The organism is Pantoea sp. GM01 (assembly GCF_000282675.1).
GTDB lineage: Bacteria > Pseudomonadota > Gammaproteobacteria > Enterobacterales > Enterobacteriaceae > Pantoea > Pantoea nemavictus.
Genome location: NZ_AKIU01000036.1, coordinates 1 through 24833, shown reverse-complemented (window position 1 = coordinate 24833; position 24833 = coordinate 1). Strand labels below are relative to the sequence as shown.

The window sequence follows — 24833 nt, the reverse complement described above, 5'->3', positions numbered from 1 at the left end:
CGAAGCCGTAAGGTGCGCATACCCTGCGCACCTGTTAAATGACGCTACGCTCTTGCTCCTTCAACCGCCTCACGCGCCAGGCGCGTAATCCGATCCCAGTCACCGGTTTCCAGCGCATCATTCGGCACCAGCCACGAACCGCCAATGCACAGCACGCTTTTCAGCGCCAGATAATCACGATAATTGGCCGGCGAGATGCCGCCGGTTGGGCAGAAACGCACTTGTGGGAACGGGCCACCAATCGCCGACAGCGCTTTTACGCCGCCATTCGCTTCCGCCGGGAAGAACTTAAACTCACGCAATCCATAATCCATACCGGTCATCAATTCTGACACCGTGCTGATACCTGGAATTAAGGGTACCGGACCTTCCACCGCTGCCTTGAGCAGCGACTCAGTCAAACCTGGGCTGATAACAAACTGCGCGCCCGCATCCGTGACTTCTTTGAGCTGTTGCGTGTTAATCACCGTACCAGCGCCTACTATCGCTTCTGGCACTTCTTTAATCATCGCACGCAGCGCATCCATCGCTACCGGCGTACGCAGTGTCACCTCCAGCACACGCACGCCGCCAGCCACCAGCGCTTTTGCCATCGGCACCGCGTGTTCCAGCTTATTAACCACGATGACCGGCACGACCGGGCCCGTTTTCAGGATCTGTTCAGCACTTGTTTTCCAGTTCTTCATCACGTTTCCTTAGTTGCATCAGCCCGGCGCACGGCCACGCTGTCAATAATTGGGCTCTACCATACAAGATCGGTTGGAGCGGCGTCCATCGGATATCAAAATTTTTTGAAACCCAGGTTCACTTTTAAGAAAAATGAATTTTGGACGAAAAAAAGCCCGCACATTCGGCGGGCTTGGTTTGATGCGCTTATTCGAACTCGTTCCAGGAACGGCCATCGCGCGTAATCATCGCGACAGAGGCAACCGGCCCCCAGGTGCCGGCCTGATATGGCTTCGGCGCCTCGGCATCGGCGTTCCAGGCATCAATGATGGAATCGACCCAGCCCCACGCCGCTTCAACTTCGTCACGGCGGACAAACAGCGCCTGAATACCGCGCATGGTTTCCAGCAGTAGACGCTCGTAAGCATCGGCCAGATGCGACTGGTTAAAGGTTTCGGAGTAGCTCAAATCCAGCTTGGTGGTCTGCAGTTTATGCTTGTGATCGAGTCCCGGCACTTTGTTCAGGATTTCGATATCCACGCCTTCGTCCGGCTGCAGACGAATGGTCAGCTTGTTCTGTGGCAGCTCAGCGTACGAATCTTTGAACAGATTCATCTCTGGATTCTTGAAGTAAACCACCACTTCAGAGCATTTCGTCGGCAAGCGTTTGCCGGTGCGCAGATAAAACGGCACGCCAGCCCAACGCCAGTTGTCGATATCCACGCGGATGGCAACGAAGCTTTCGGTCGCGCTCTGCTTGTTCGCGCCCTCTTCTTCCAGATAGCCCGGCACTTTTTTGCCCTGCACAAAGCCTGCGGTGTATTGGCCGCGCACGGTTTTATCACGCACGTTAGTCTGATCAATACGGCGCAGTGAACGCAGCACTTTTACTTTCTCATCACGAATCGCATCGGCGCTCAGATCGGACGGCGGTGACATGGCAATCATGGTGAGGATCTGTAACAGGTGGTTCTGGATCATGTCACGCATCTGGCCGGCTTTGTCGAAGTAACCCCAACGGCCTTCGATGCCGACCTCTTCTGCCACGGTGATTTGCACGTGGTCGATGGTGCGATTATCCCAGTTATTCACGAAGATAGAGTTGGCGAAACGCAGCGCCAGCAGGTTGAGCACCGTCTCTTTACCAAGATAGTGGTCAATACGGAAGACCTGGCTCTCTTCGAAGTATTTGCCCACGCTGTCATTGATCTCTTGCGAGGTTTCTAATGACGTTCCGAGCGGCTTTTCCATCACCACGCGCGCCGGTTTGGCGTTCAGCTTAGCCGCGCCCAGTCCGTCGCAAATCGCCCCAAAGGTGCTGGGTGGCATAGCGAAGTAGTTAATGGTGACGCGATTTTTCTGGTCAAGCATTTTGCCCAGTTTGGTGAAATGCGAGGTGTCATTAACGTCGAGGTTACAAAAATCGAGACGGCTGCTGAGCGTATCCCACAGCGCTTCATCGATCTTCTCTTTCATGAAGGTTTCCAGCGCTTCACGCACCACTTTGGTATACGCGTCTTTGTCCCAGTCCGCGCGTCCCACGCCAATAATGCGAGTGCTTTCATGAATCTGACCGGCTTTTTCCAGCTGATACAGTGATGGCAACAGTTTACGGCGTGCAAGATCGCCTTTGGCACCGAAAATCACCAGATCGCATGCCTGGGCTGTTTGTGTAACCGCCATTTTCCTCTCCTCGTTGCAGGATATACCCGGCTTGAGCGTTCTCATCACGCCGGGCCCTTATTGTAATTTTCTTACAGCACAATGTACGTTTTTCGCCGCGCCAGGACAACCCGAACACGGCGCTTTGCTGGCGTTAACTGTGAACGTAATAAAGGTGTTAAGTGTGGTGTAGCGTGCCATTTGGCCACATTTTCTGTTTCGATATTTGTCGAGGCAAAACACGTCAGCGATCAAAGTATCGCAAAAAATTCGCGTTTACATTTGTCCTCCGCTGCGTGCGAGGTGCTATTACACGGTATATTCTTGTCAATTGGCAGCGATTTCATTGATTGATGAACGCTGAAAAGTGATTGACGCTCATTAGGTTAAACCATGCTGGAACAGATTCAGGCGCAATTAGACGCGCTAAGTAAATCAGAACGCAAAGTGGCAGAGCAAATTCTTGCCGCGCCTCAACAGGCAATGCACTCCAGCATCGCCACGCTGGCGCGTGCTGCCGAGGTGAGCGAACCCACGGTAAACCGCTTCTGTCACCGCATGGGAACGCGCGGCTTTCCTGATTTCAAACTGCAGCTCGCGCAGAGCCTGGTCAAAAGTCCGAACTGGGTCAGCCGCGATGTGGAAGAAAATGACAGTGTCGAAAGTTACAGCCATAAAATATTTGATTCCGCGCTGGCGGGTTTGAGTCGCGTCCGCCAGCAACTCGATTCACAGATCATTCGTCAGGCCGTTCAGGCCCTGACGCAGGCACATAAAATCGCCTTCTTCGGCCTTGGCGCGTCAGCCGTGGTGGCACACGACGCCACCAACAAATTTCTGCGCTTTAATCTGCCGGTCATCTGGTCAGAGGATATTGTGATCCAGCGCATGAGTTGCATAAATAGTGGACCAAATGATGTATTTGTTCTCATCTCGCATACTGGCCGCACCAAAAATATGATAGAACTGGCTCGCCTGGCGCGTGTAAACGCTTCCACTGTGCTGGCTATCACTTCTCCAGGTTCCCCGCTGGCGGCGGAAGCCACATTGGCATTGACGCTGGATGTGCCTGAAGATACCGATATCTACCTGCCGATGGTTTCCCGCCTGGCACAATTAACCGTGGTGGATGTTCTGGCGACAGGGTTTACCCTTGAGCGCGGCGCCTCTTTCCGTGAAAATTTGAAACGGGTCAAAGAAGCGCTAAAAGATTCGCGCCTGGAAAAGCAGGTGCAGGAAAATAATTAACATCACATTCACAATGTGAGTCGAATCACAGCCCATCGATCATATAGAATAGATGAACACTACGTGTCACTTGAGAGCGACACGATACTTTGCTAACGGAGTCCTTCATGTCCAGACGTCTCAGAAGAACCAAGATCGTTACAACCCTCGGCCCAGCTACCGATCGCGACAACAACCTCGAAAAAATCATCGCGGCAGGTGCAAACGTTGTACGACTCAACTTCTCCCACGGCACCCCAGAAGATCACCAGCAGCGTGCCAATAAAGTGCGTGAAATTGCCGCAAAACTTGGCCGCCACGTGGCAATTCTGGGTGACCTGCAGGGTCCTAAAATCCGCGTATCGACCTTCAAAGAAGGCAAAGTATTCCTCAACGTCGGCGATCGTTTCCTGTTGGATGCCGATTTGAGCAAAGGCGAAGGCGACAAAGAGAAAGTCGGTATCGACTATAAAGGTCTGCCAGAAGACGTGGTGCCGGGCGATATCCTGCTGCTGGATGATGGTCGCGTTCAGTTGAAAGTATTGGAAGTTCAGGGCGTAAAAGTGTTCACCGAAGTCACCGTCGGCGGCCCGCTTTCCAACAATAAAGGCATTAACAAACTCGGTGGTGGTCTTTCAGCAGATGCGCTGACGGAGAAAGACAAAGTCGATATTATTACCGCCGCCAAAATCGGCGTTGATTATCTGGCCGTCTCTTTCCCGCGCAATGGCGAAGATATGAATTATGCGCGTCGTCTGGCGCGTGATGCGGGCTGTGACGCTAAGCTGGTGGCTAAAGTTGAACGTGCTGAAGCGGTTGCCTCGCAGGAAGCGATGGATGACATCATCCTGGCTTCTGACGTGGTGATGGTGGCGCGTGGTGACCTGGGCGTGGAGATTGGCGATCCTGAACTGGTCGGTATTCAGAAAGCCTTGATTCGTCGCGCGCGCCAGCTGAACCGCACCATCATTACCGCGACGCAGATGATGGAATCGATGATCACCAATCCAATGCCTACGCGTGCAGAAGTCATGGACGTGGCAAACGCGGTGCTGGATGGTACGGATGCGGTGATGCTGTCAGCAGAAACCGCAGCGGGTCAATATCCGGCAGAAACCGTGTCAGCGATGGCAAAAGTGTGCCTTGGTGCAGAAAAAATCCCGAGCGTTAACGTTTCTAAGCACCGCCTTGAGGTGCAGTTCGATAACGTTGAAGAGGCGATTGCCATGTCGGCGATGTATGCAGCCAACCACCTGCAAGGGGTTTCTGCCATCATCACCATGACCGAATCGGGCCGCACTGCGCTGATGACTTCACGAATCACCTCTGGTTTGCCGATCTTCGCTATGTCACGCCACGAACGTACGCTGAATCTAACCGCGCTGTACCGTGGCGTTACGCCAGTATTTTTCGACAGCAATAATGATGGCGTTGCCGCTGCGCATGATGCAGTGAACCTGCTGCGCGAAAAAGGTTTCCTCGTTTCAGGCGACCTGGTGATTGTCACCCAAGGCGACGTGATGTCGACCACCGGCACCACCAATACCAGCCGTGTGCTGCGCGTAGATTAATACGCACGTCTGACAGCGGCTGTAACAACATGGACAAACGCGACTGCCTGGCAGTCGCGTTTTTATTTTTTTGACAAGGAGGCCAAATGGCCCGCTATCAACCTATAACCCAACTTACCGGGCGCGTGCTGCTGTTTCCACTCGCCCTGGTGTTGTTTGAATTTGCGACCTATATCGCGCATGACATGATTCAGCCCGGCATGCTGCTGGTTACCTCTGAATTCAGCGTCGGCCCCGAATGGGTATCCACTTCGCTGACCGCCTATCTCATGGGCGGCGTGGTACTGCAATGGCTGCTGGGCCCGCTTTCTGACAAATATGGCCGCCGCCCGGTATTACTGTTTGGCATTCTGTTCTTTGCAGCCGCCTGCATTCTGACTACCTGGGTTAGCAGCATTGAAGAGTTCGTCGCGCTACGCTTCATTCAGGGCATTAGCCTGTGCTTCATTGGCGCAGTCAGCTACGCGGCAGTGCAGGAAGCTTTTGCGGAAGCCCTGGCGGTACGCATGATGGCGCTGATGGCTAACGTTGCGCTGCTGGCACCTTTAGCGGGACCACTGGCCGGAGCGGCGTGGCTTACCGTTGGCGAGTGGCGCAGCATGTTTTGGCTGTTTGCCATTTGCAGCGTGGTTGCTTTTGCCCTGTTGTGGCGCGTGATGCCCGAAACCGCTGGCGACCGCAGCCACTCTATCGCCCTGCCGACGCTGGCGCGCGGCTATGCCCGCTTAGCACGCGATCGCCAGGTGATGTACGGATCGTTCGCGATCGGCCTGGTATTTATCCCGATCCTCACGTGGGTGGCGCTTTCGCCGGTGATTTTAATGCACGATGAAGGATTATCGCGGATGCAGTACGCGCTGCTACAGCTGCCGGTATTTCTGGCAATGATTGCCGGCAATATCACGCTGGGTAAATTGGCGGGTCGCGTACCCATTGAGCAACCGGTGAAATTTGCCGCCTGGCCAATTCTGATTGGTCTAAGCATTTCACTGCTGGCCAACCTGCTCGACAGCCATACTTATTTGCTGCTCACCGCCGGTTTAAGCCTGTACGCATTTGGCGCAGGTATGGTAAACGCCGGTCTGTATCGCCTGACGCTCTACTCTAGCAATGAGGGCAAAGGCAGCGTTGCGGCGATGCTTGGCATGATCAGTATTCTGACGTTAGCGATCGGCATTGAACTGGCAAAAAGTGGCTACTTCAGCGGCGGAACACCCTGGTTTAGCGGCATTAACTTTGCGGCTGGCGTGCTGTGGTTTGCGCTGGTGACGCTGTTCCTGCGGGAACGTAAACGTCGCAGTCATGTCGCAGAGGTAGAATGAGAAAGGGGCCAAACGGCCCCTTTCTCATTTCTTGCGTGGATAAAGATCGTTACGCGCATAAGGTTCAATATCTCCCTCCTTGCGCGTTTTTAGCAGCTTCAAAATCCACGTGTACTGCTCAGGATGTGGACGCACGAAGACTTCCACTTCTTCATTCATGCGGCGTGCCAATGTGTGGTCATCGGCATCCAGCAGATCGTCCATAGGTGGACGCACATAGATTTCCAGACGATGAGTTTTGCTGTTATACACCGGGAATAACGGCACCACGCGCGCGCGGCACACTTTCATCAGGCGCCCAACGGCAGGCAATGTGGCTTTGTAAGTAGCAAAGAAATCGACAAACTCACTATGTTCTGCGCCGTGGTCCTGGTCGGGCAGATAATAGCCGTAATATCCCTGACGCACGGACGCGATAAACGGCTTGATGCCATCATTGCGTGCATGCATGCGACCGCCAAAGCGACGCCGCACCGTGTTCCATAGGTAATCCATTAACGGATCGCTTTGGTTATGGAACATGGCCGCCATCATTTGGCCTTCAGACGCCAGCAACATAGCCGGAATATCCACGCCCCAACCGTGCGGCACTAAGAATATGACGTTTTCTTTATTTGCCTGCAGTTGCTCGATAATTTCCCTACCGTGCCACTCAACACGCTTACGCACATGCTCAGGATTGCGCAGGCCCAGCTCGGCCATCATGGCCATCGCCTGCGGTGCAGTAGCAAACATACGATCAGCAATCTCTTCGCGCTGCGCCTCACTCAGTTCCGGCAGGCAATAGTAGAGATTGATCAGCGCACGACGCCGCGCACTTTTCGCCAGCTTACCGGCGAACTTGCCCAATCCGCCCAGAATCGGATCGCGCACGCTGGCGGGAAGTAATGCCATACCAGCCAGCGCGCCAACCGCTAACCAGCTGCCCCAGTATTTCGGCTTTAAAAATGAACGTTGAAAAACGGGAATAAACTCACTGTTATTTTTCTTTCGGGTTTCCATGCACTCGCCTCTGTCAATGACCGGTCAATAATAGTGACGATGATTAAATTTGCAATCTTCATGCGCCAGATAGCAAAAAACCGACGAAGAATCCGTCGGTTTTTTCCGTCTGCGCACAATAATGCGTTATTTCAACGTTAACTGCGGCAACCAGGTTTTGACTTGCGCCATATACGTGCTGCGATCTTTACCTGTCAGGCCTTCCATGCGCGGCAACTTCGCCGTCAGTGGATTCACCGCCTGGTTATTGATCCACACTTCGTAGTGCAGATGTGGACCGGTCGAACGTCCGGTGTTACCTGAAAGCGCAATGCGATCGCCACGCTTCACTTTTTGCCCCGGTTTAACTAGCGCTTTGCTCAGATGCATGTAACGCGTCATATACTGACGACCATGACGAATCGCTACGTAGTTACCGGCAGCGCCGCCGTTCTTCGCCATCACCACTTCACCATCGCCAACGGCCAACACTGGCGTACCAATCGGCAGCGCAAAATCGACACCTTTATGGGGTGCGATACGGCCCGTCACCGGATTGAGGCGGCGTGGATTGAAGTTTGAGGAAACGCGATACTGCTTAACCGTTGGGAAACGCATAAAGCCGCGTGCCAGACCCGATGCATTACGATCGTAGAACTTGCCATCTTCGGCGCGGAAAGCGTAATAATCTTTGCCACCGGAGCGTAAACGTACGCCCAGCAGCTGACTTTGCGCACTTTTTCCACCGAGCATTTCACGCGACATCAGCACACTAAAATCGTCGCCGGCGCGCAGTTTACGGAAATCCATCTGCCACTGCATCGCTTTGATCACGTTACTGGTCTCAGCGCTGCTCAAGCCTGCACGTTGAGCGCTGGCAGCAAAACTACCGCGCACTTCACCCTTCAGCACGCTGTTCTGCCATTCACCCTTTTGCAGCTCTTGCTGCATCTTAAAGCTGCCGTTATCTGCACGCTGATAAGTACGGGTTTCACGACGATCGATTTCCCAGCTGAAGGTTTGCAGTTGGCCATCCGCATCCAGCGTCCAGCTCAGCTGCTGACCGACGCGCATATTACGCAGATCTTTATCACTGCTTACCAACGCGTTGATATCACCCAGCTCAATGCCGTACTGATTCAGGGCGCTGCTTAGCGTATCACCCGAAGAGATGGTGTAATCGTGGATGTTAGGATTGTCCGGGACGTCTTTATCAATGTCGTCAGCAGGAATATCTTCTTCCGGCTCTTCCGTGGTTTGATCGATCGGTTCACTGGCTTCCGGCAACAGTGTACGTAGTTCGTCTTTGTCCAACGCGATGGTTTTCACGATGGGCGCAACATCACGAGGATGATAAACGTAAGGCCGCCATACAGCGACGGCCAAAGTGACTACGGTTAATGAACCCAGCATAACGCGGTGGGGGCGCGGCAAATTATTAAATGCGAGGGCGACAGAGCGGGCTATCTGCTGCACTTTTACTTATTCCTCATGCTCCATTCAGGCAGCTCGCATACTGGCTCGACAACTCTGTGAGAAACTTCACGTAGCTGTCTTTAGATAAGCTGATGTCTGTTCCCAGCGGATCTAACGTACCTTTACGCACGCTAGTGCCGCGGGAGACGGCATCGATGACGGCCGGTCTGAATTGTGGCTCAGCAAAAACGCATACTGCTTTCTGCTCAACCAACTGTGTTCGTATTTGATGTAAACGCTGAGCGCCCGGCTGAATCTCAGGATTAACGGTAAAATGCCCTAAAGGCGACAAACCGTAATGTTTTTCAAAGTAGCTGTAAGCGTCGTGAAAAACGAAATAACCCTTGTTCCGCACAGGCACGAGTTGCGCGCCGATGTGTTTGTCTGCATCGGCTAATTCTGCCTTAAATTCCTGCAGATTAGCGTCAAGTTTGGCTTTGCTTTGCGGCATAAGTTCCAATAATTTTCCATGGATTGCAACCGCAGATTGTATGGCCATGTCAGGTGACATCCACAGGTGCATATTAAACTGTCCGTGGTGGTGATGTGCATGAGACGCGTCCTGGTCTTCAGAATTTTCTGAGTCATGGTTATGATCGTGATCGTGCTCATGTTCATCATCATCTTCATCGCCGCTGATCAACAGAGGTTTTATGCCTGGCAAAGCAGCAATTTCGAGGTTTTTATTGGCGGGTAATTCTGCCGCCGACTTGGTCAAAAAGGCTTCCATTTCTGGTCCTACCCAAACGACTAAGTCTGCGTTTTTTATACGTTTTACATCGGAAGGACGTAAGGCATAATCATGTTCTGATGCGCCATCAGGCAGCAATACTTCAACAGGCGTAATGCCATCAGCGATGGCGGCTGCGATAAATCCGATTGGCTTGATTGATGCCACTACCGCTGAACGCGCGGGCAGTGCGCTTGAGGCAACGATTGCCGCAGCAGTAAGGGTGAAAACAAGGCGCTTTTTAATGTGTAACATAATACGTCATTCCATCGTGACCCGGTGATGGAATGTGATATTATAACATTCGAAATTCAATGCAACCGTAAATATCATGTCGCCACTTGTAACCCTTGAAAACATTTCCGTGAAGTTCTCCCAGCGTCCAGTGCTTGCAGGCGTTAGCCTGACACTCGAACCGGGAAAAATTCTCACGCTGCTTGGCCCAAATGGCGCCGGCAAATCTACGCTAGTGCGTGCGGTGCTCGGGTTGCTTAAACCTACCAGCGGTAGCGTCAAGCGAGCCGCTAATTTGCGCATCGGTTATGTGCCGCAAAAACTGCATATCGATCCCACTCTCCCCATCACCGTTGAGCGCTTTATGCATCTTTCGCGCGGTACCAAGCGCGATGCCATTTTACCCGCACTAAAACGCGTGCAGGCTGGGCATCTGCTCAATGCGCCGCTGCAAAAACTGTCCGGCGGTGAAACCCAGCGCGTTTTACTGGCGCGTGCCCTGCTTAATGCACCTCAGTTGCTGGTACTGGATGAGCCGACGCAGGGCGTTGACGTCAATGGCCAGGTTGCGCTGTACGATTTGATCGACCAGCTGCGTCGCGAGCTGAACTGTGCCGTGCTGATGGTTTCACACGACCTGCATCTGGTGATGGCGAAAACCGACGAGGTATTGTGCCTCAATCATCACATCTGCTGTTCCGGCACGCCGGAAGCGGTGTCACAGCATCCGGAATTCATCGCGATGTTTGGCCCACGCGGCGCGCAGCAGTTGGCGATCTATCGCCATCACCATAATCATCGTCACGATTTACAGGGACGTATTGTTCTGCGCAAAGGAAATGGCCCGTCATGATTGAACTGTTATTACCTGGCTGGCTGGGCGGCGTCTTGCTGGCGCTGGCGGCCGGTCCGCTCGGCTCGTTTGTCGTCTGGCGCCGCATGTCCTACTTCGGCGATACCCTCGCCCACGCATCGCTGCTTGGCGTGGCGTTTGGTTTGCTGCTCAACGTTAATCCCTATTACGCGGTAATTATGGTTACTGTGTGTCTGGCGTTAGGATTGGTGTGGCTGGAACGTCGTCCGCATTTGGCTATTGATACGCTGCTCGGCATTATGGCGCACAGTGCGCTTTCGCTGGGTTTAGTGGTGGTTAGCCTGATGCAAGGCGTGCGTGTGGATTTGATGGCCTATCTGTTTGGTGACCTGCTGTCAGTAACCCCAGATGATCTTTGGATGATGGGCGGCGGCGTAGCGATTGTGCTGGCAGTAATGGCGTGGCAGTGGCGTTCCCTGCTGTCAATGACGATCAGTCCGGAACTGGCGCAGGTTGATGGCGTTAATATTCAACGCACACGCTTAATGCTGATGTTAGTGACGGCGTTAACCATCGGTGTAGCCATGAAGTTTGTTGGTGCGTTGATCATTACTTCGTTGCTGATTATTCCGGCAGCCACGGCACGGCGCTTCTCGCGCTCGCCGGAACAGATGGCGGGTTATGCAGTGATTATCGGTATTATCGCCGTCACCGGCGGACTGACCTTCTCCGCTAATTACGATACGCCAGCCGGACCTTCAGTGGTGTTATGCGCTGCGGTGCTGTTCATCTTTAGCATGGCAAAAAAACCGGCGGCCTAGCGCCGGTTTACTCTTCGCGACTGATACCGAAATGTTTATAGGCATGCTGCGTTGCCATCCGGCCGCGCGGCGTGCGCTGAATGAACCCTTGCTGGATGAGGAAGGGTTCAATCACATCTTCGATGGTTTCCCGCTCTTCTCCAATCGCCGCCGCCAGGTTATCAAGCCCAACCGGACCACCCGAGAACTTGTCGATAATCGCCAGCAGCAGCTTGCGGTCCATATAATCGAAGCCCTGGCTATCGACGTTAAGCATATCCAGCGCGCTGGCTGACACTTCACCGCTCAGGTTGCCGTTGGCGCGAACTTCAGCGAAATCACGTACACGGCGTAACAGGCGATTGGCGATACGCGGCGTACCGCGCGCGCGACGCGCAATTTCTAACGCACCCTCTTCGCTCAGCGCGAGTCCCAGACAAGCCGCACTACGACCGACGATGTGTTGCAAATCGGGCACGTTATAGAACTCAAGGCGCTGGACGATGCCGAAACGATCGCGCAGGGGTGAGGTTAATGAACCGGCGCGCGTTGTAGCGCCAATCAGGGTAAACGGCGGCAGATCGAGCTTGATCGAACGCGCAGCCGGACCTTCACCGATCATGATATCCAGCTGATAATCTTCCATCGCCGGATACAACACCTCTTCCACCACCGGCGACAGGCGATGGATTTCATCGATAAACAGCACATCGTGGGGTTCAAGATTGGTGAGCATCGCCGCAAGATCGCCGGCTTTCTCCAGCACCGGCCCCGAAGTGGTGCGCAGGTTAACGCCCATTTCGTTGGCCACGATGTTGGCCAGCGTGGTTTTACCTAATCCCGGTGGGCCAAAAATCAGCAGATGATCGAGTGCATCGCCACGCAATTTCGCGGCCTGGATGAAAATCTCCATTTGCTCACGTACCTGCGGCTGGCCAACATATTCCGTCAGTAGCTTAGGGCGAATGGCGCGGTCGAGCGTTTCTTCTTCATTAAAGGAACTGCCCGAGACCAGGCGATCGGCTTCAATCATGCTTTACCTCAAATAGCTGCGCGCAGGGCTTCACGAATCAGGGTTTCGCAATCCGCATCGGGTTTACCCACTTTACTGATCATTCGGCTGGCTTCCTGTGGTTTATAACCAAGGGCAACCAGCGCCGAAACCGCTTCCGCTTCAGCATCATTGTTATCCTGCGCAGCAGATGGCGTCGTTAACGTAAAGGTTGAATCGCCACCAAACAGATCACCATGCATACCGATGAAGCGATCCTTCATTTCCACGATCAAACGTTCGGCGGTTTTTTTGCCCACGCCCGGCAGTTTAATCAGTGATGCAATCTCTTGTCGCTCAACCGCAGTGACGAATTGCTGTGCCGACATGCCAGACAGAATCGCCAGCGCCAGTTTTGGTCCTACGCCATTTACTTTCACTAACTCGCGGAACAGCGTGCGTTCCTGCTTGTTATTGAAACCGAACAGTAGCTGCGCATCTTCACGCACCACAAACTGGGTAAAGATGATCGCTTCCTGATTAATTTCCGGCAGCTCGTAAAAGCAGGTCATTGGCATGTGCACTTCATAGCCGACACCGTGCGCCTCAATTAACACCAGCGGCGGCTGTTTTTCCAGAATATTGCCTCGTAAACGACCAATCACCTGAGCAGTTCCTTAATCTGATAAGTAAGCCTGTGTATATACCATAAAAAAAGCTGGATGAATATCCAGCTTCGCTGTGTATTGGGTTTCCGCTAACCCGACCGCATACGACCACGCGTCATCACCAATTTGCTATCGCTGATACGTGCAGCGTTTTGACTCATATGGCAATGCGTAATGGCAATGGCCAGTGCATCAGCGGCATCGGCTTGCGGATTGGCCGGCAGTTTCAGCAAGGTGCGCACCATATGCTGCACCTGGCTTTTCTCTGCGCCACCGGTTCCGGTCACGGTTTGCTTCACTTGACGCGCCGCATATTCAAACACCGGCAAATCATGATTCACCGCGGCGACAATTGCCGCGCCGCGCGCCTGGCCCAGCTTAAGCGCTGAGTCGGCATTCTTCGCCATAAATACCTGCTCAATAGCGAAGTAGTCGGGTGAGAACTGCGTGATGATTTCGCTGACGCCTGCATAGATCAGTTTGAGACGTGACGGCAGATCGGTGACGTTAGTGCGGATACAGCCGCTGCCTAAATAGGTAAGCTGGCGGCCGGTTTGGCGGATGACACCGTAACCGGTGACGCGCGAGCCGGGATCGATCCCGAGAATTATCGCCACAGCGCGTCTCCGGTGATGGGGGTTTTAAGCAACGCCATTACAGCGTTTCTGCGATCTCATCAGAGATTTCACCGTTATGGTAAACTTCCTGCACATCATCACAGTCTTCCAGCATGTCGATCAGGCGCAGCAGTTTCGGCGCAGTTTCGGCATCCATTTCGGCTTTGGTTGAAGGGATCATTGAGACTTCAGCGCTATCCGCTTTCAGGCCGCCCGCTTCCAGCGCATCACGCACCGCACCCATCTCTTCCCACGCGGTGAACACATCGATCGCGCCGTCGTCATAGGCAACGACATCTTCTGCGCCGGCTTCCAGCGCCGCTTCCATTACCGCATCTTCATCCTGGCCTGGCGCGAAGGAGATAACGCCCTTCTTGCTGAACAGGTAAGAAACTGAACCGTCAGTTCCGAGGTTGCCACCGGTTTTGGTGAAGGCATGACGTACTTCGCCCACGGTACGGTTGCGGTTGTCGCTCAGGCACTCAATCATCACCGCTGAGCCGCCCGGACCGTAACCTTCATAAATGATGGTTTCCATGTTGGAATCATCTTCACCGCCCACGCCGCGTGCAATCGCACGGTTCATGGTGTCACGCGTCATGTTGTTAGATAGCGCTTTGTCCATTGCGGCGCGCAGACGCGGGTTGGAGCCGGCATCGCCGCCACCGAGTTTCGCGGCGGTCACCAGCTCGCGAATGATTTTGGTAAAGATTTTACCGCGCTTAGCGTCCTGAGCAGCCTTGCGGTGCTTGGTGTTCGCCCATTTACTGTGTCCAGCCATCTTGCATATTCTCCGATCTTTTACTGGGTGCAGGCTATCTTACTTGCGATCTTGTCCCCCGGCAGTGCTCGCAATCCTCACGTACATAAGTACGCTCCGGTTGCTGTGCGCTGGCGGTGGACAACCTCGCGGCGACGATTACGCCTGACTGTTCGATATTGTTCGGTGCGTTTATTGAAAACTCACCCGATTTATAGAATTTAAATCATTCGCCGCTGGAATAACGCGCGGCGGCGAGCATTCAGATAAATTCTTCAATTGCCTGGCGGTTACTCCAGGACTTGGTGAGGGCTGCGGCAGCGACGGGATCGAGCCAGCGCGCGGCGAGATGCTCAGTGAGCAGCAGGTCGCGCTCTGCCGGTAACGCCAATCTGAACCAGTGTTCGCGATTGTGCGTGGTGCCCGGTGCGTAGCGATGACGGTAGTGCGGGAAGATTTCAAACTCAATTTGTTTGTGGCAATCGTCCAGCACTAACTTTTCATCGGCAATGTCGATGGCGAGCTCCTCTAACACTTCACGCAGCGCCGCCTGGCGCGGGGTTTCTCCCGCTTCCAGGCTGCCGGTTACGGATTGCCAGAAGCTATCGTCATCACGTCGCTGCAGCATTAACACCCGGCCGGTATCTCGCGCAAAAATCACCACCAGCACCGATACCGGATGTTTAAAGCCCATTACTTGTTCTCTGACTTTTCTTTCTTCGGTGCCACCAGAATGCCTAAATCCAGCAGTGCCGCTGGATTAGCTTCGCTTGGGGCTTCGGTCATCATGCACGCTGCGGCGGTGGTTTTCGGGAACGCGATCACATCACGGATGTTATCGGTGCCGGTCAGCAGCATGGTCAGACGATCCAGACCAAACGCCAAGCCCGCGTGTGGCGGCGTGCCGTATTTCAGCGCATCAAGCAGGAAGCCAAACTTCTCACGCTGCTCTTCTTCGGTAATGCCGAGAATGCTGAATACCGTCTGCTGCATTTTGCCGCTGTGGATACGTACCGAACCGCCACCCACTTCGTAACCGTTAATCACCATATCGTAAGCGTTGGCTACCGCTTGTACCGGATCGGTCGCCAGCGCTTCAGCGCTCATCTCTTTCGGCGAAGTGAATGGATGGTGCATCGCTGCCAGGCCGCCCTCTTCATCTTCTTCAAACATGGGGAAGTCGATCACCCACAGCGGCGCCCAGGCTTTGTCATCCGTGATCTGCAGATCGCGGCCAACCTTCAGACGCAGTGCGCCCAGCGCATCGGCGACCACTTTAGCGCGGTCGGCGCCGAAGAAGATCAGGTCGCCATCTTGTGCGGATGTGCGATTCAGGATCGCTTCAACGATCTCTGCAGTAAGGAATTTCGCTACCGGGCTCTGTACGCCTTCGAAACCTTTCGCGCGCTCGTTGATCTTCATCCACGCCAAACCTTTGGCGCCGTAGATTTCAACGAACTTGCCGTATTCATCAATCTGCTTACGCGTCAGCGCAGCGCCGCCCGGTACGCGCAGCGCAGCAACGCGACCTTTCGCATCGTTGGCTGGACCCGCAAACACCTGGAACTCAACGTTTTTCAGCAGGTCAGCAACGTCCACCAGCTCCATAGGATTACGCAGGTCTGGCTTATCGGAGCCGTAACGGTTCATCGCTTCGGCAAAGGTCATCTGCGGGAAGTCACCGAGATCGACGCCCTTGATGTCAATCCACAATTCACGAATCAGACGTTCCATCTTTTCACGGACCTGCTCGGCAGTCATGAAAGAGGTTTCAACGTCGATCTGGGTAAATTCAGGCTGACGGTCAGCACGCAAATCTTCGTCGCGGAAACACTTAACGATTTGATAATAGCGGTCAAAACCCGACATCATCAGCAGCTGTTTGAACAGCTGTGGCGACTGCGGCAGCGCGTAGAATTTACCTTTATGCACGCGGCTCGGCACCAGATAGTCACGCGCACCTTCTGGCGTGGCTTTGGTCAGCATCGGGGTTTCGATATCAAGGAATCCCTGGTCGTCCATAAAGCGACGCACGAAGCTGGTAATTTTAGCGCGGGTTTTTAAACGCTGTGCCATTTCCGGACGACGCAGGTCCAGATAGCGATACGTCAGACGCGCTTCTTCGCTGTTGGTCTGGTTTGAGTCCAGCGGCAGCGGTTCTGCACGGTTGATAATGTTCAGCTCATGGGCAAACACTTCCACTTCGCCGGTCGCCATGTCGCTGTTTTTGTTCTTTTCGTCACGTGCACGTACGGTGCCGGTGATCTGGATACAGAATTCGTTACGCAGCTCAGATGCCAGCTGGAAAGCGTCCTGACGGTCGGAATCGAAGAACACCTGTGCGATACCTTCACGGTCGCGCATATCGATAAAAATCAGGCTACCCAGATCGCGACGGCGATTTACCCAGCCGCAGAGAGTGACTTGCTGACCCACATGAGACAGATTGAGCTGTCCACAATATTCTGTACGCATAACGTATCCTTTTAACTTCGCCGCTGCTGCCAGACAGCATCAGGCCGCGTAACCTTCTGAGATGCTGTCGCAAAAAAGGCGGCTATTATAATGGAAAAACCCAGGCAGGATAAGTGGAGCCAGATCAAAGCGGACAAAACATTATGTTTTATCGCGCTGTTTTTCCTGCCGACATGAAAACAGGTTACATTAAGCCGCCCTTTCCCGCCCAAAAGGATTCAGGAGTTCGCGTTTGACACTTCGCATTGGATTACCGCAATGGCAGCATGCGCACTGGAAACAGTTCGGTTTAGCGACGTTAGCCGATTACGCACAGCTGTTTGGCTGCGTTGAAGGCAACACCACGTTGTATGCGCTGCCGAAGCCGGAAGTGGTGCTGCGCTGGCGCGATATGACTCATGACGATTTCCGCTTCTGCTTTAAGTTTCCCGATAGCATCAGCCACAAAGCCGCGCTGCGAAACTGCGATGAGCTGCTGACGGAATTTTTCCGCCTGCTCGACCCACTCAGCAACCGCATCGGCCAATATTGGTTACAGCTGCCCGCCGCATTCTCACCGGCGCAGCTCAGCGATTTATGGGCATTTCTTGATAGTTTGCCGCGTATCTTTCAGTACGGCGTTGAAGTGCGCCATCAGGCGTTTTTTGCCAAAGGTGAAGCCGAGCGCGCGCTGAATCGCGGTTTGCTGGAGCGCGGGGTGAATCGGGTGATTCTGGATAGCCGCCCGGTACATGCCTCGACTTCACAAACCGCCGCCGCCGTTGAGGCCAGAGCGAAGAAGCCGCGCGTGCCGCCACATGCGGTGCAAACCGGCTCGCAACCCATGGTGCGTTTTATCGGCAGCGATAGCGTGGCGGAGAGCGTGCCACTGTTTCAGCCGTGGCACAGCAAAATTGCCGCGTGGCAGGCTGAATGTGATCCGATGCTGTTTATTCACACGCCAGATATGGGCGAGGTGTTTCCCCTGATTCAGGCGCTATGGCCGCAGTTGCAGCAGTTGGAACCCTCATTAGGCGATCTGCCCGATTGGCCGCAGCAGTCGAGCCTGTTCTAGACGTAACGCAAAGGGTGCAGCCTGCCCGCGTTTCTGCCAAAATAGCGCCCTTTCCGTTTTCTCTCCGGACCTTTCATTATGTCTGATCGCGATACGCTATTCTCCGCGCCCATCGATAAGCTGGGCGACTGGACCTTTGACGAGCGCGTGGCTGAAGTCTTTCCCGACATGATTCAGCGCTCGGTGCCGGGTTACTCCAACATCATTTCGATGATTGGCATGCTGGCAGAACGCTTCGTTCAACCGAATAGCCAGGTTTACGATCTCGGCTGCTCGCTGGGTGCCGCCACGTTGTCGGTTCGCCGCAATATTCATGTGCCAGGCTGCCAGATTATTGCCGTCGATAATTCACCGGCGATGGTTGAGCGCTGCCGTCGTCACATCGACGCCTTCCGCGCGGATACGCCGGTGCAGGTGATTGAAGCTGATATTCAGGATATCCACATTGAGAACGCCTCGCTGGTGGTGCTGAACTTTACCCTGCAATTCCTTGAACCGCCGGCACGTCTCGCGCTGCTGAAGAAGATTGTGCAAGGGCTGAACCCAGGCGGTGCGCTAGTGCTGTCAGAGAAGTTCAGCTTTGAGGATGCCGAGGTCGGCGAGCTGTTGTTCAATATGCATCACGATTTTAAACGCGCGAACGGTTACAGCGAGCTGGAGATCAGCCAGAAACGTAGCATGCTGGAGAACGTGATGCTGACTGATAGCGTAGAAGCGCATAAAGCGCGGCTGAAAACCGCCGGTTTCAAACATGCGGAGCTGTGGTTCCAGTGCTTTAATTTTGGTTCGTTGGTGGCGTTGAAATGATTGAGTTTGGCCGTTTTTATCAGCAGATTGCCACCGGCCCGCTCGCCAGTTGGCTGGAAGTATTACCTGCCCAGGTCGCCGCGTGGCAGCGTGAAAACCTGCACGGCAAGTTTCGCGATTGGGAGAAGTCGGTCGATTATCTGCCGCTGCTGACGCCACAGAAGCTGGATTTATTGCACAGCGTGAGCGCTGATGTTGACGATCTGACCGATCGTCAGCGCCTTGGCATTGAGAATCTGCTGCGCAATTTGATGCCGTGGCGTAAAGGCCCTTATTCGCTGTACGGTACCGAGATCGACACTGAATGGCGTTCCGACTGGAAATGGGATCGCGTGTTACCGCACATTTCTCCTTTGCAGCATCGCACGGTGCTGGATGTCGGTTGCGGCAGCGGTTATCACATGTGGCGTATGATTGGCGCGGGCGCCAAACTGGTGGTCGGCATCGATCCCATGCAGCTATTTTTGTGCCAGTTTGAAGCGGTGCGTAAGTTGCTGGGCGACGATCGTCGGGCGCATTTGCTGCCGCTGGGTATTGAGCAGTTACCGGCGTTGCAGGCGTTTGATACCGTGTTTTCCATGGGCGTACTTTATCACCGTCGTTCGCCACTTGATCACCTGATGCAGCTGAAAAATCAGTTAGTCAGTGAAGGCGAGCTGGTGCTGGAGACGCTGGTGATTGAAGGCGACGAGAACGCGGTGTTGGTGCCGGGTGAACGTTATGCGCAGATGCGAAATGTGTACTTTATTCCTTCTGCAGCGGCGCTGAAAAGCTGGCTGGAGAAGTGTGGATTTGTCGATGTGCGCATTGTCGATTATGCGGTGACCTCGGTTGAAGAGCAGCGACGTACCAGCTGGATGACCAGCGAGTCGCTGGCCGAATTCCTTGATCCTAATGACAGCAGCAAAACCATCGAAGGTTATCCCGCGCCGCTGCGCGCGGTGCTCGTCGCTCGTAAGCCGTAATGCTTAACGCCGCGACAGCGCCAGCTTCGCGGCAAAACCAATAAAGACGCAGCCGGTTAGGCGATCCATCACTTTCAGCACCGCCGGGCGACGCAGATGCGTGGCAAAGTACTGGCTGCTACCAATCAGCACCGCATTCCACACCAAACCAATCAGCATATGCGTGAGCGCCATTAGCGTGCACCACAGCGGCACCGAAGCGCCCGCTGGAATGAACTGTGGCAGGAAGGTGACGTAGAACACACCGACTTTGGGATTTAACAGGTTGCCAAATAAACCGCGCGTGAAGCAGGCGAAATAGCGTTGTTCTTTGCTCTGGGTGCGCTGGCCTTCTTCCGCCTGTGTGCGCGGATGGATTAACAGTTTGATGCCGAGATAGAGCAGATAAGCCGCGCCAACCCATTTGAGCAGGTTATAAGCCATTTCCGAGGCCAGCAGCAGCGCGCCCAAACCCAGTCCCACCGCAACACCCCATACCAGACAACCCAGCGTGACGCCCAGCGCCGTTACCGAGGCGCGTCTCCAGCCTTGCGCGGCGGCGGAACGAAGCACTAATGCAGTATCAAAGCCGGGTGTAAGCGTAAGAATGGTGATGGCGAAGAGGAATGAAAGGATAAGTGTCATGCGATGTTCTCTCTAACTCAGGTGCGTTTGGCGTTAATCCTGGGTGGCTGATTCGTCTGGCGAATTCCAGTATTGGTATTTATAAGCTGAGCTGAGATGGCGTTCAATGGTGCCTTTAGCAAACACTTCAGTTTCATGCAGATAACTCAATGTGCAGTTGCCCACTTCATCCCACAGTTGACACTCATCGACCGAGCGCAACGTGCTAACCGGCGTGGTCGACGTGCCATTCAGGCGCAGTTCCCGCCACTGGTTATCGTAGCTGTAAGTATCTTTGCTGCGCGCGCTGCTGGATGAGGTGACCAATCCTTGCGGATTCCAGCGCCAGCTGTTTTCGCCGTTGGTCATGGTATCGCTGCCGCGAGCCACGCTTTTTTCCACTCGGAACTGCTTGTCGTAGCGATACGTGGTATCGGTAAAGCCGTCTTTGCCCATGCTGGTGAATTTATCGGACGAGCTAACAATGTTGCCATGCTGTCCGATTTGCCAGCTAATGGTGCCCTGCCGGTTGTCGACCACTTCCTCTTGCCCTGCCTTGATGACTTTGACCATATAAGCATACTCCGCCACCCAACCGCGCTGTACGCGAGCAATATGCTGCTCCATGGTCAGCATGACGTTGCCTTCATTTTTGTCATAGGAGATATCGGCCACCATCAAATCGCCGCATTGATCAAACTGGCCGAGCACGCGCTTTTGCGAGTTCACATCTTTGCCGAATTCGCCCGCCACCACCTGACGTACCGCGCCTTTGGCATCACCACCCAGCATGATCCAGTTATTGCTGCTGGTAATGTTTTTGCTCATCGGTGGACACGCAGTGCTGACCGCCAGCGCGACGCCGCAGTAAGGAAGAAGCAGCACTAAAACGGCACAAGGGAAGGATTTCATGAAGGTTATCCGTACGAAGCCATAAGTAATCAAAGCATCGTTTGCTGGAATACGCTATGCCGACGTGAACTCTTTCGCCAAAATAATGCGAACGACAGCAAGGCGGCAAGTGCGCAAATCCCCAGGAGCTTAACCCGTAAGTGACTAGAGCGAACGCACGCAGCCAACGCATCTGTAACTTGAAGTATAAAGATGCCAGGCAAAAAGAACCCCAGTTAGAATAACTGGGGTTGGTACTTGCAAACATCACGTCATTAGAACTGGCGTGCTGCGCGGCAAAATCGGCGTGAAATCAGGCTACCCGGACGGTGGTCAACTGCGTCATGCTTTTCATGGCTTCAACAACATCACCATCAACGCAGTAGCGACTGAATTCATCGGTTTCCGCTTCGGAGCACATAGAAACACCGGCTTTACGGTAGCGCATCGGCGAAGCGACTAATCGGCTGGCGGAGCTGTGAACTTCCTGCAATCCACTGTCAATGAACTTCTGGATATTGCTCAAACGTACGCCCGCACCCGCCATAATAATCGGACCCGTGCTGTGTTCATTTAGTTCCCGTAATAATGCAATTCCTGCTTCGGCACTCTGTTGCTGTCCGGAAGTGAGAATACGCGCGATGCCTAAATCAGCCAGCACCTCTAACGAACGTTTGGGGCTGTGGCACAAATCAAAGGCGCGATGGAAAGTGACGGCCATGCCATCACACAGCTTCATAATTTGCTGCATGCGGGCGATATCAACATGCGCGTCTTCATCCAGCATGCCGATGACCAGCCCAGGAAAACCCAGTTCACGCATCAGCGCAACGTCGGATTTCATCGATTCAAATTCATGGTGGGTGTAACAAAAATCGCCGCCGCGCGGACGGACGATAGGATGTACCGGGATCAAAATTTCACGTCGTGCGGCTTCCAGCACGCCAGCTGAAGGCGTCAACCCACCTTCGCGCGGTGCGCTGCACAGCTCCACGCGATCGGCACCGGACAGCTGCGCAGTCATTGCACAGTCGATGCCGTAGCAACAAATTTCCAGTATCGTCATACCCTGCTCCTTTTCATGACTTCTGGCTCGGGAGGAATGCTTCAGTTAGTCTGCTCAATTGGATAGTTTACGTGGAACTCGCACAATGGCATTCGATTTTAATCAATGGATAGACCGTCGTCACAGCGATAGTTTGAAATGGCACAAATATGGCGATCGTGATGTGCTGCCGCTCTGGGTGGCGGACAGCGATTTTCGTTCACCGCCGTGCGTGATTGAGGCCATAAAAAAGCGCGCCGAACACGGCGTTTTTGGCTATGGCGCAACGCCAACCGGCTTGATTGATATCACCCTTTCCCGATTAGCGCAGCGCTACAACTGGCATATTCAGCCGGAATGGATTGTGTTATTGCCTGGCGTAGTGTGCGGTTTGAATCTTTCGGTCCGCGCATTCACAGAGTCAGGCGAAGCGACGGTGGCACCCACGCCAATCTATCCACCGTTTCGCGGCGCGGCAAAATTAGCCGATCGCGCGCAGGTGAACCTGCCGCTGCGTTTACAGGACGGCCGCTGGGTAATGGATCTCAACGCTCCCGAGATGCAGGGCAATGAGCGCCTGCTGATGTTGTGTAATCCGCAAAATCCCGGTGGTACGGTTTATCGCCGTGAGGAGCTGGAAGCCCAGCTGGCCTTTGCGCAGCAACATGATTTGATCGTCTGCTCTGATGAGATCCATTGCGATCTGCTGTTATCCCCGGAAGTGCAGCACATTCCCTTTGCTGCCTTGAGTGAAGATGCCGCGCAGCGCAGCATTACGCTGCTATCTCCTTCGAAAACCTTCAATATTGCTGGATTAGGCGCCTCGATGGCGATTATACCCAATGCGGAATTACGCCAGCGCTTCAAACGCGTACGTGAAGGTATCGTGCCAGGCGTTGATATCCTGGCGTTAGTGGCGGCGGAAGCGGCGTGGCGTGATGGCGAAGCCTGGCTAACGGCGCAGCTGGATTATCTGCGCGCCAACCGTGACTTTCTGGTCGCGCAGGTAAATGCCCTGCCGGAGCTGCGAATGGCGGCGCCTGAAGCGACTTATCTTGGCTGGATAGATGCCAGCCAGTTAGCGGTCGCCAGCCCCGCGCTCTACTTTGAACAGCACGGACTCGGCTTTTCGCCTGGCCACGATTTTGGTGACGATAATTTCGTACGCTTCAACTTTGGCTGTACGCGCGACACGCTAGAGCAAGCTGTCACACGCTTGCAGCGCGCGGTCACCGCGCAGCGTTAGGCCTGTTCGCTGGCGACGATCTCTTCCAGTCGCCACGGATGAAATTTTATCGTGGTTTGCCCATCCGTCACCGCCAGCGTTGGATTGGGCAAACGCTCGTTCTCCCCTTTTGGCGCACTGGTTTTGAACGAGATACCGGGCTGCGTCAGAGCGTCATCTGATAGCAGCGCCATCGCGCGCATGCCAAGCGTTTCCGGTTCGCCGCGCAACACAAGCTCCACATGCTCCCAACCTTCGTGGCGATAACGTTTCTCCCCCGGCCACGGCAGCTCAATCACATCGACTTGCCATCCCGCCAGTTGCAATGGCTGATGCAGTTTAAACAGGCAGATTGGGCGTCCATTGATGATCGCTTCAGAGAATTGGCTCCCAATTTGCAAAAATCCCGCTTTCCAGCGCTCCGCCGTGGCGATTTGATGGCAGCGCACCGCAACGTGATCGGCCTCATGTTCAGCCAACCGAATACCCAAGCGTTCTGCAAAATCTTGCAAAGAGTGCTCAAAATGAGTCAAGTCTTGTTTTAAATCATCAAGTTCCATAGGAAAGTTGGTCTGCGTCACGCTTTTACCTCTACATCTGTTCAGGTTTATTAATCGTTTTGAAAATTGATAACTATTGATTCCGCTTGACAAAATTGTCGGATTCATCCGATTTCCGCATCAAAAAGGCCCGAAACCGCATAAATTGCCCATTCATTTCGGATTTATCGTCAAATCAGGTCCAGCAGTTACTTTATGAAAGTGACTTAAACTACTGTTATTATTGAAAATAGTTAATACAATGAGATAACTCTTATTTAAGTTGCAAACAATTGCAGCCAGAAACCCTTTCTTATAAATTTGGGTTTCACAACTACAAGGAACGGCCTTATGTCTATGCTCATTGTTGTCGCGGTCCTGATTGCATTAATGGGATTTGCAATTTCCCGCCATTGGAAGGTGCGTGAAGACAAAAGCGTTAAAAATCCTCGTCGTCACCCACGGCGCCGTTAATCGGCGCTGAGGGCCCGATGTTGCGCCTTACAGCATACCGAAAAGCTGACTCACTTTAACATTTCACGTATACTTCCCCTCCTATTTTTCCGTCCCGCCGCGCAGTTGCGGGATGACGACATCGGCTCGCCGCCAATAGGCGGGCCTTTTCAGCATATGAAGGTAACGCGGTGAATATTCAGGCTCTTCTTTCCGACAAAGTCAGTCAGGCAATGGTAGCGGCGGGGGCGCCTGCC

The 24833-nt window shown here is 53.9% G+C and carries 26 protein-coding genes; 11 read left to right on the top strand and 15 right to left on the bottom strand.

Annotated elements, in window-relative coordinates; genetic code table 11:
• Window positions 1–44 precede the first annotated feature (44 nt).
• Both PMI17_RS11425 and zwf read right to left on the bottom strand, forming a co-directional pair.
• Window positions 45–686 carry a bifunctional 4-hydroxy-2-oxoglutarate aldolase/2-dehydro-3-deoxy-phosphogluconate aldolase gene (locus PMI17_RS11425; protein ID WP_007889572.1) on the bottom strand — a complete coding sequence of 214 codons (642 nt, stop codon included), beginning with the start codon at window positions 684–686 and terminating at the stop codon, window positions 45–47.
• Between the two features lie 187 nt (window positions 687–873).
• Window positions 874–2349, bottom strand: coding sequence for a glucose-6-phosphate dehydrogenase (gene zwf, locus PMI17_RS11420; RefSeq protein ID WP_007889571.1), 1476 nt, complete (start codon window positions 2347–2349; stop codon window positions 874–876).
• 372 nt (window positions 2350–2721) lie between these two features.
• On the opposite strand from zwf, the gene PMI17_RS11415 reads away from it, so the two are divergent.
• The 3 genes from PMI17_RS11415 to PMI17_RS11405 all read left to right on the top strand — a co-directional run bounded on the left by PMI17_RS11415 (window position 2722) and on the right by PMI17_RS11405 (window position 6448).
• Complete coding sequence (locus PMI17_RS11415; RefSeq protein ID WP_007889570.1) at window positions 2722–3576, top strand: MurR/RpiR family transcriptional regulator; 855 nt, start codon at window positions 2722–2724, stop codon at window positions 3574–3576.
• Between the two features lie 107 nt (window positions 3577–3683).
• Entirely contained in the window at window positions 3684–5126 is a 1443-nt protein-coding gene (pyk, locus tag PMI17_RS11410) for a pyruvate kinase (protein WP_007889568.1), read from the top strand.
• A gap of 86 nt (window positions 5127–5212) precedes the next feature.
• Window positions 5213–6448: an MFS transporter gene (locus PMI17_RS11405; protein WP_007889567.1), complete on the top strand. Its 1236-nt coding sequence runs from the start codon at window positions 5213–5215 to the stop codon at window positions 6446–6448.
• 24 nt (window positions 6449–6472) lie between these two features.
• On the opposite strand, the gene lpxM is transcribed toward PMI17_RS11405, so the two are convergent.
• The 3 genes from lpxM to znuA all read right to left on the bottom strand — a co-directional run bounded on the left by lpxM (window position 6473) and on the right by znuA (window position 9890).
• Window positions 6473–7450, bottom strand: coding sequence for a lauroyl-Kdo(2)-lipid IV(A) myristoyltransferase (lpxM, locus tag PMI17_RS11400; RefSeq protein ID WP_007889566.1), 978 nt, complete (start codon window positions 7448–7450; stop codon window positions 6473–6475).
• A gap of 126 nt (window positions 7451–7576) precedes the next feature.
• Window positions 7577–8905 (bottom strand): murein DD-endopeptidase MepM, encoded by a 1329-nt coding sequence (mepM, locus tag PMI17_RS11395; protein WP_007889564.1) that lies wholly within the window; start codon window positions 8903–8905, stop codon window positions 7577–7579.
• 13 nt (window positions 8906–8918) lie between these two features.
• Window positions 8919–9890 (bottom strand): zinc ABC transporter substrate-binding protein ZnuA, encoded by a 972-nt coding sequence (znuA, locus tag PMI17_RS11390; RefSeq protein ID WP_036620955.1) that lies wholly within the window; start codon window positions 9888–9890, stop codon window positions 8919–8921.
• 76 nt (window positions 9891–9966) lie between these two features.
• Here znuA and znuC point away from each other — a divergent pair, with 76 nt between their 5' ends.
• Entirely contained in the window at window positions 9967–10722 is a 756-nt protein-coding gene (gene znuC, locus PMI17_RS11385) for a zinc ABC transporter ATP-binding protein ZnuC (protein ID WP_007889562.1), read from the top strand.
• Complete coding sequence (znuB, locus tag PMI17_RS11380) at window positions 10719–11504, top strand: zinc ABC transporter permease subunit ZnuB (RefSeq protein ID WP_007889561.1); 786 nt, start codon at window positions 10719–10721, stop codon at window positions 11502–11504. The genes znuC and znuB overlap by 4 nt, the downstream gene beginning before the upstream one ends.
• Before the next feature lie 7 nt (window positions 11505–11511).
• Here znuB and ruvB read toward each other — a convergent pair whose 3' ends face one another.
• From ruvB to aspS, 6 genes are all read right to left on the bottom strand, one after another.
• Complete coding sequence (gene ruvB, locus PMI17_RS11375; protein WP_007889560.1) at window positions 11512–12516, bottom strand: Holliday junction branch migration DNA helicase RuvB; 1005 nt, start codon at window positions 12514–12516, stop codon at window positions 11512–11514.
• Between the two features lie 8 nt (window positions 12517–12524).
• A complete protein-coding gene (gene ruvA, locus PMI17_RS11370; protein ID WP_007889559.1) occupies window positions 12525–13139 on the bottom strand; it encodes a Holliday junction branch migration protein RuvA in 615 nt (204 codons plus the stop codon).
• Between the two features lie 92 nt (window positions 13140–13231).
• The gene (ruvC, locus tag PMI17_RS11365) at window positions 13232–13759 is read right to left on the bottom strand and encodes a crossover junction endodeoxyribonuclease RuvC (RefSeq protein ID WP_007889558.1); all 528 of its coding nucleotides are present in this window, start codon (window positions 13757–13759) and stop codon (window positions 13232–13234) included.
• Window positions 13760–13796: 37 nt separating this feature from the next.
• Window positions 13797–14540, bottom strand: a complete 744-nt coding sequence (locus tag PMI17_RS11360; RefSeq protein WP_007889557.1) for a YebC/PmpR family DNA-binding transcriptional regulator — start codon at window positions 14538–14540, stop codon at window positions 13797–13799.
• 241 nt (window positions 14541–14781) lie between these two features.
• Window positions 14782–15213, bottom strand: a complete 432-nt coding sequence (gene nudB / locus PMI17_RS11355; RefSeq protein WP_007889556.1) for a dihydroneopterin triphosphate diphosphatase — start codon at window positions 15211–15213, stop codon at window positions 14782–14784.
• The gene (gene aspS / locus PMI17_RS11350) at window positions 15213–16994 is read right to left on the bottom strand and encodes an aspartate--tRNA ligase (RefSeq protein ID WP_007889555.1); all 1782 of its coding nucleotides are present in this window, start codon (window positions 16992–16994) and stop codon (window positions 15213–15215) included. Before aspS ends, nudB begins: the two co-directional genes overlap by 1 nt.
• A 232-nt stretch (window positions 16995–17226) precedes the next feature.
• Between aspS and PMI17_RS11345 the strand changes: the two genes are divergently transcribed.
• The 3 genes from PMI17_RS11345 to cmoB all read left to right on the top strand — a co-directional run bounded on the left by PMI17_RS11345 (window position 17227) and on the right by cmoB (window position 19820).
• Window positions 17227–18048 (top strand): DUF72 domain-containing protein, encoded by an 822-nt coding sequence (locus tag PMI17_RS11345; RefSeq protein WP_007889553.1) that lies wholly within the window; start codon window positions 17227–17229, stop codon window positions 18046–18048.
• Window positions 18049–18126: 78 nt separating this feature from the next.
• Window positions 18127–18855 carry a carboxy-S-adenosyl-L-methionine synthase CmoA gene (gene cmoA / locus PMI17_RS11340; RefSeq protein ID WP_007889552.1) on the top strand — a complete coding sequence of 243 codons (729 nt, stop codon included), beginning with the start codon at window positions 18127–18129 and terminating at the stop codon, window positions 18853–18855.
• Window positions 18852–19820, top strand: coding sequence for a tRNA 5-methoxyuridine(34)/uridine 5-oxyacetic acid(34) synthase CmoB (cmoB, locus tag PMI17_RS11335; RefSeq protein WP_007889551.1), 969 nt, complete (start codon window positions 18852–18854; stop codon window positions 19818–19820). The genes cmoA and cmoB overlap by 4 nt, the downstream gene beginning before the upstream one ends.
• A gap of 3 nt (window positions 19821–19823) precedes the next feature.
• Here the strand turns inward: cmoB and PMI17_RS11330 are convergent, their stop codons facing one another.
• The 3 genes from PMI17_RS11330 to cutC form a co-directional block, all read right to left on the bottom strand.
• Window positions 19824–20444 carry a LysE family translocator gene (locus tag PMI17_RS11330; protein WP_007889549.1) on the bottom strand — a complete coding sequence of 207 codons (621 nt, stop codon included), beginning with the start codon at window positions 20442–20444 and terminating at the stop codon, window positions 19824–19826.
• Between the two features lie 33 nt (window positions 20445–20477).
• Window positions 20478–21335: a hypothetical protein gene (locus PMI17_RS11325; RefSeq protein ID WP_007889548.1), complete on the bottom strand. Its 858-nt coding sequence runs from the start codon at window positions 21333–21335 to the stop codon at window positions 20478–20480.
• 292 nt (window positions 21336–21627) lie between these two features.
• Window positions 21628–22380 carry a copper homeostasis protein CutC gene (cutC, locus tag PMI17_RS11320; protein ID WP_007889547.1) on the bottom strand — a complete coding sequence of 251 codons (753 nt, stop codon included), beginning with the start codon at window positions 22378–22380 and terminating at the stop codon, window positions 21628–21630.
• Between the two features lie 85 nt (window positions 22381–22465).
• Here cutC and PMI17_RS11315 point away from each other — a divergent pair, with 85 nt between their 5' ends.
• Window positions 22466–23605 (top strand): MalY/PatB family protein, encoded by a 1140-nt coding sequence (locus PMI17_RS11315; protein WP_007889546.1) that lies wholly within the window; start codon window positions 22466–22468, stop codon window positions 23603–23605.
• On the opposite strand, the gene PMI17_RS11310 is transcribed toward PMI17_RS11315, so the two are convergent.
• Entirely contained in the window at window positions 23602–24144 is a 543-nt protein-coding gene (locus PMI17_RS11310) for a VOC family protein (protein ID WP_036620951.1), read from the bottom strand. The two genes, PMI17_RS11315 and PMI17_RS11310, sit on opposite strands and share 4 nt — an antisense overlap.
• A gap of 330 nt (window positions 24145–24474) precedes the next feature.
• Between PMI17_RS11310 and PMI17_RS25785 the strand changes: the two genes are divergently transcribed.
• Window positions 24475–24597 (top strand): hypothetical protein, encoded by a 123-nt coding sequence (locus PMI17_RS25785; RefSeq protein ID WP_007889544.1) that lies wholly within the window; start codon window positions 24475–24477, stop codon window positions 24595–24597.
• Window positions 24598–24767: 170 nt separating this feature from the next.
• On the top strand, window positions 24768–24833 hold a 66-nt coding region (locus tag PMI17_RS25850; RefSeq protein ID WP_369751416.1), incomplete at its 3' end, for a hypothetical protein.

Excerpts from the sequence above, each read along its gene's own strand:
- PMI17_RS11405 (WP_007889567.1), top strand. The coding sequence starts at position 5,213 with ATGGCCCGCTATCAACCTATAACCCAACTTACCGGGCGCGTGCTGCTG.
- znuB (WP_007889561.1), top strand. The coding sequence starts at position 10,719 with ATGATTGAACTGTTATTACCTGGCTGGCTGGGCGGCGTCTTGCTGGCG.
- znuC (WP_007889562.1), top strand. The coding sequence starts at position 9,967 with ATGTCGCCACTTGTAACCCTTGAAAACATTTCCGTGAAGTTCTCCCAG.
- PMI17_RS11330 (WP_007889549.1), bottom strand. The coding sequence starts at position 20,444 with ATGACACTTATCCTTTCATTCCTCTTCGCCATCACCATTCTTACGCTT.
- PMI17_RS25785 (WP_007889544.1), top strand. The coding sequence starts at position 24,475 with ATGTCTATGCTCATTGTTGTCGCGGTCCTGATTGCATTAATGGGATTT.
- nudB (WP_007889556.1), bottom strand. The coding sequence starts at position 15,213 with ATGGGCTTTAAACATCCGGTATCGGTGCTGGTGGTGATTTTTGCGCGA.
- znuA (WP_036620955.1), bottom strand. The coding sequence starts at position 9,890 with ATGTTACACATTAAAAAGCGCCTTGTTTTCACCCTTACTGCTGCGGCA.
- lpxM (WP_007889566.1), bottom strand. The coding sequence starts at position 7,450 with ATGGAAACCCGAAAGAAAAATAACAGTGAGTTTATTCCCGTTTTTCAA.
- pyk (WP_007889568.1), top strand. The coding sequence starts at position 3,684 with ATGTCCAGACGTCTCAGAAGAACCAAGATCGTTACAACCCTCGGCCCA.
- cutC (WP_007889547.1), bottom strand. The coding sequence starts at position 22,380 with ATGACGATACTGGAAATTTGTTGCTACGGCATCGACTGTGCAATGACT.
- aspS (WP_007889555.1), bottom strand. The coding sequence starts at position 16,994 with ATGCGTACAGAATATTGTGGACAGCTCAATCTGTCTCATGTGGGTCAG.
- ruvB (WP_007889560.1), bottom strand. The coding sequence starts at position 12,516 with ATGATTGAAGCCGATCGCCTGGTCTCGGGCAGTTCCTTTAATGAAGAA.
- PMI17_RS11425 (WP_007889572.1), bottom strand. The coding sequence starts at position 686 with ATGAAGAACTGGAAAACAAGTGCTGAACAGATCCTGAAAACGGGCCCG.
- PMI17_RS11360 (WP_007889557.1), bottom strand. The coding sequence starts at position 14,540 with ATGGCTGGACACAGTAAATGGGCGAACACCAAGCACCGCAAGGCTGCT.
- PMI17_RS11325 (WP_007889548.1), bottom strand. The coding sequence starts at position 21,335 with ATGAAATCCTTCCCTTGTGCCGTTTTAGTGCTGCTTCTTCCTTACTGC.
- cmoB (WP_007889551.1), top strand. The coding sequence starts at position 18,852 with ATGATTGAGTTTGGCCGTTTTTATCAGCAGATTGCCACCGGCCCGCTC.
- PMI17_RS11415 (WP_007889570.1), top strand. The coding sequence starts at position 2,722 with ATGCTGGAACAGATTCAGGCGCAATTAGACGCGCTAAGTAAATCAGAA.
- zwf (WP_007889571.1), bottom strand. The coding sequence starts at position 2,349 with ATGGCGGTTACACAAACAGCCCAGGCATGCGATCTGGTGATTTTCGGT.
- PMI17_RS11310 (WP_036620951.1), bottom strand. The coding sequence starts at position 24,144 with ATGGAACTTGATGATTTAAAACAAGACTTGACTCATTTTGAGCACTCT.
- PMI17_RS11315 (WP_007889546.1), top strand. The coding sequence starts at position 22,466 with ATGGCATTCGATTTTAATCAATGGATAGACCGTCGTCACAGCGATAGT.
- cmoA (WP_007889552.1), top strand. The coding sequence starts at position 18,127 with ATGTCTGATCGCGATACGCTATTCTCCGCGCCCATCGATAAGCTGGGC.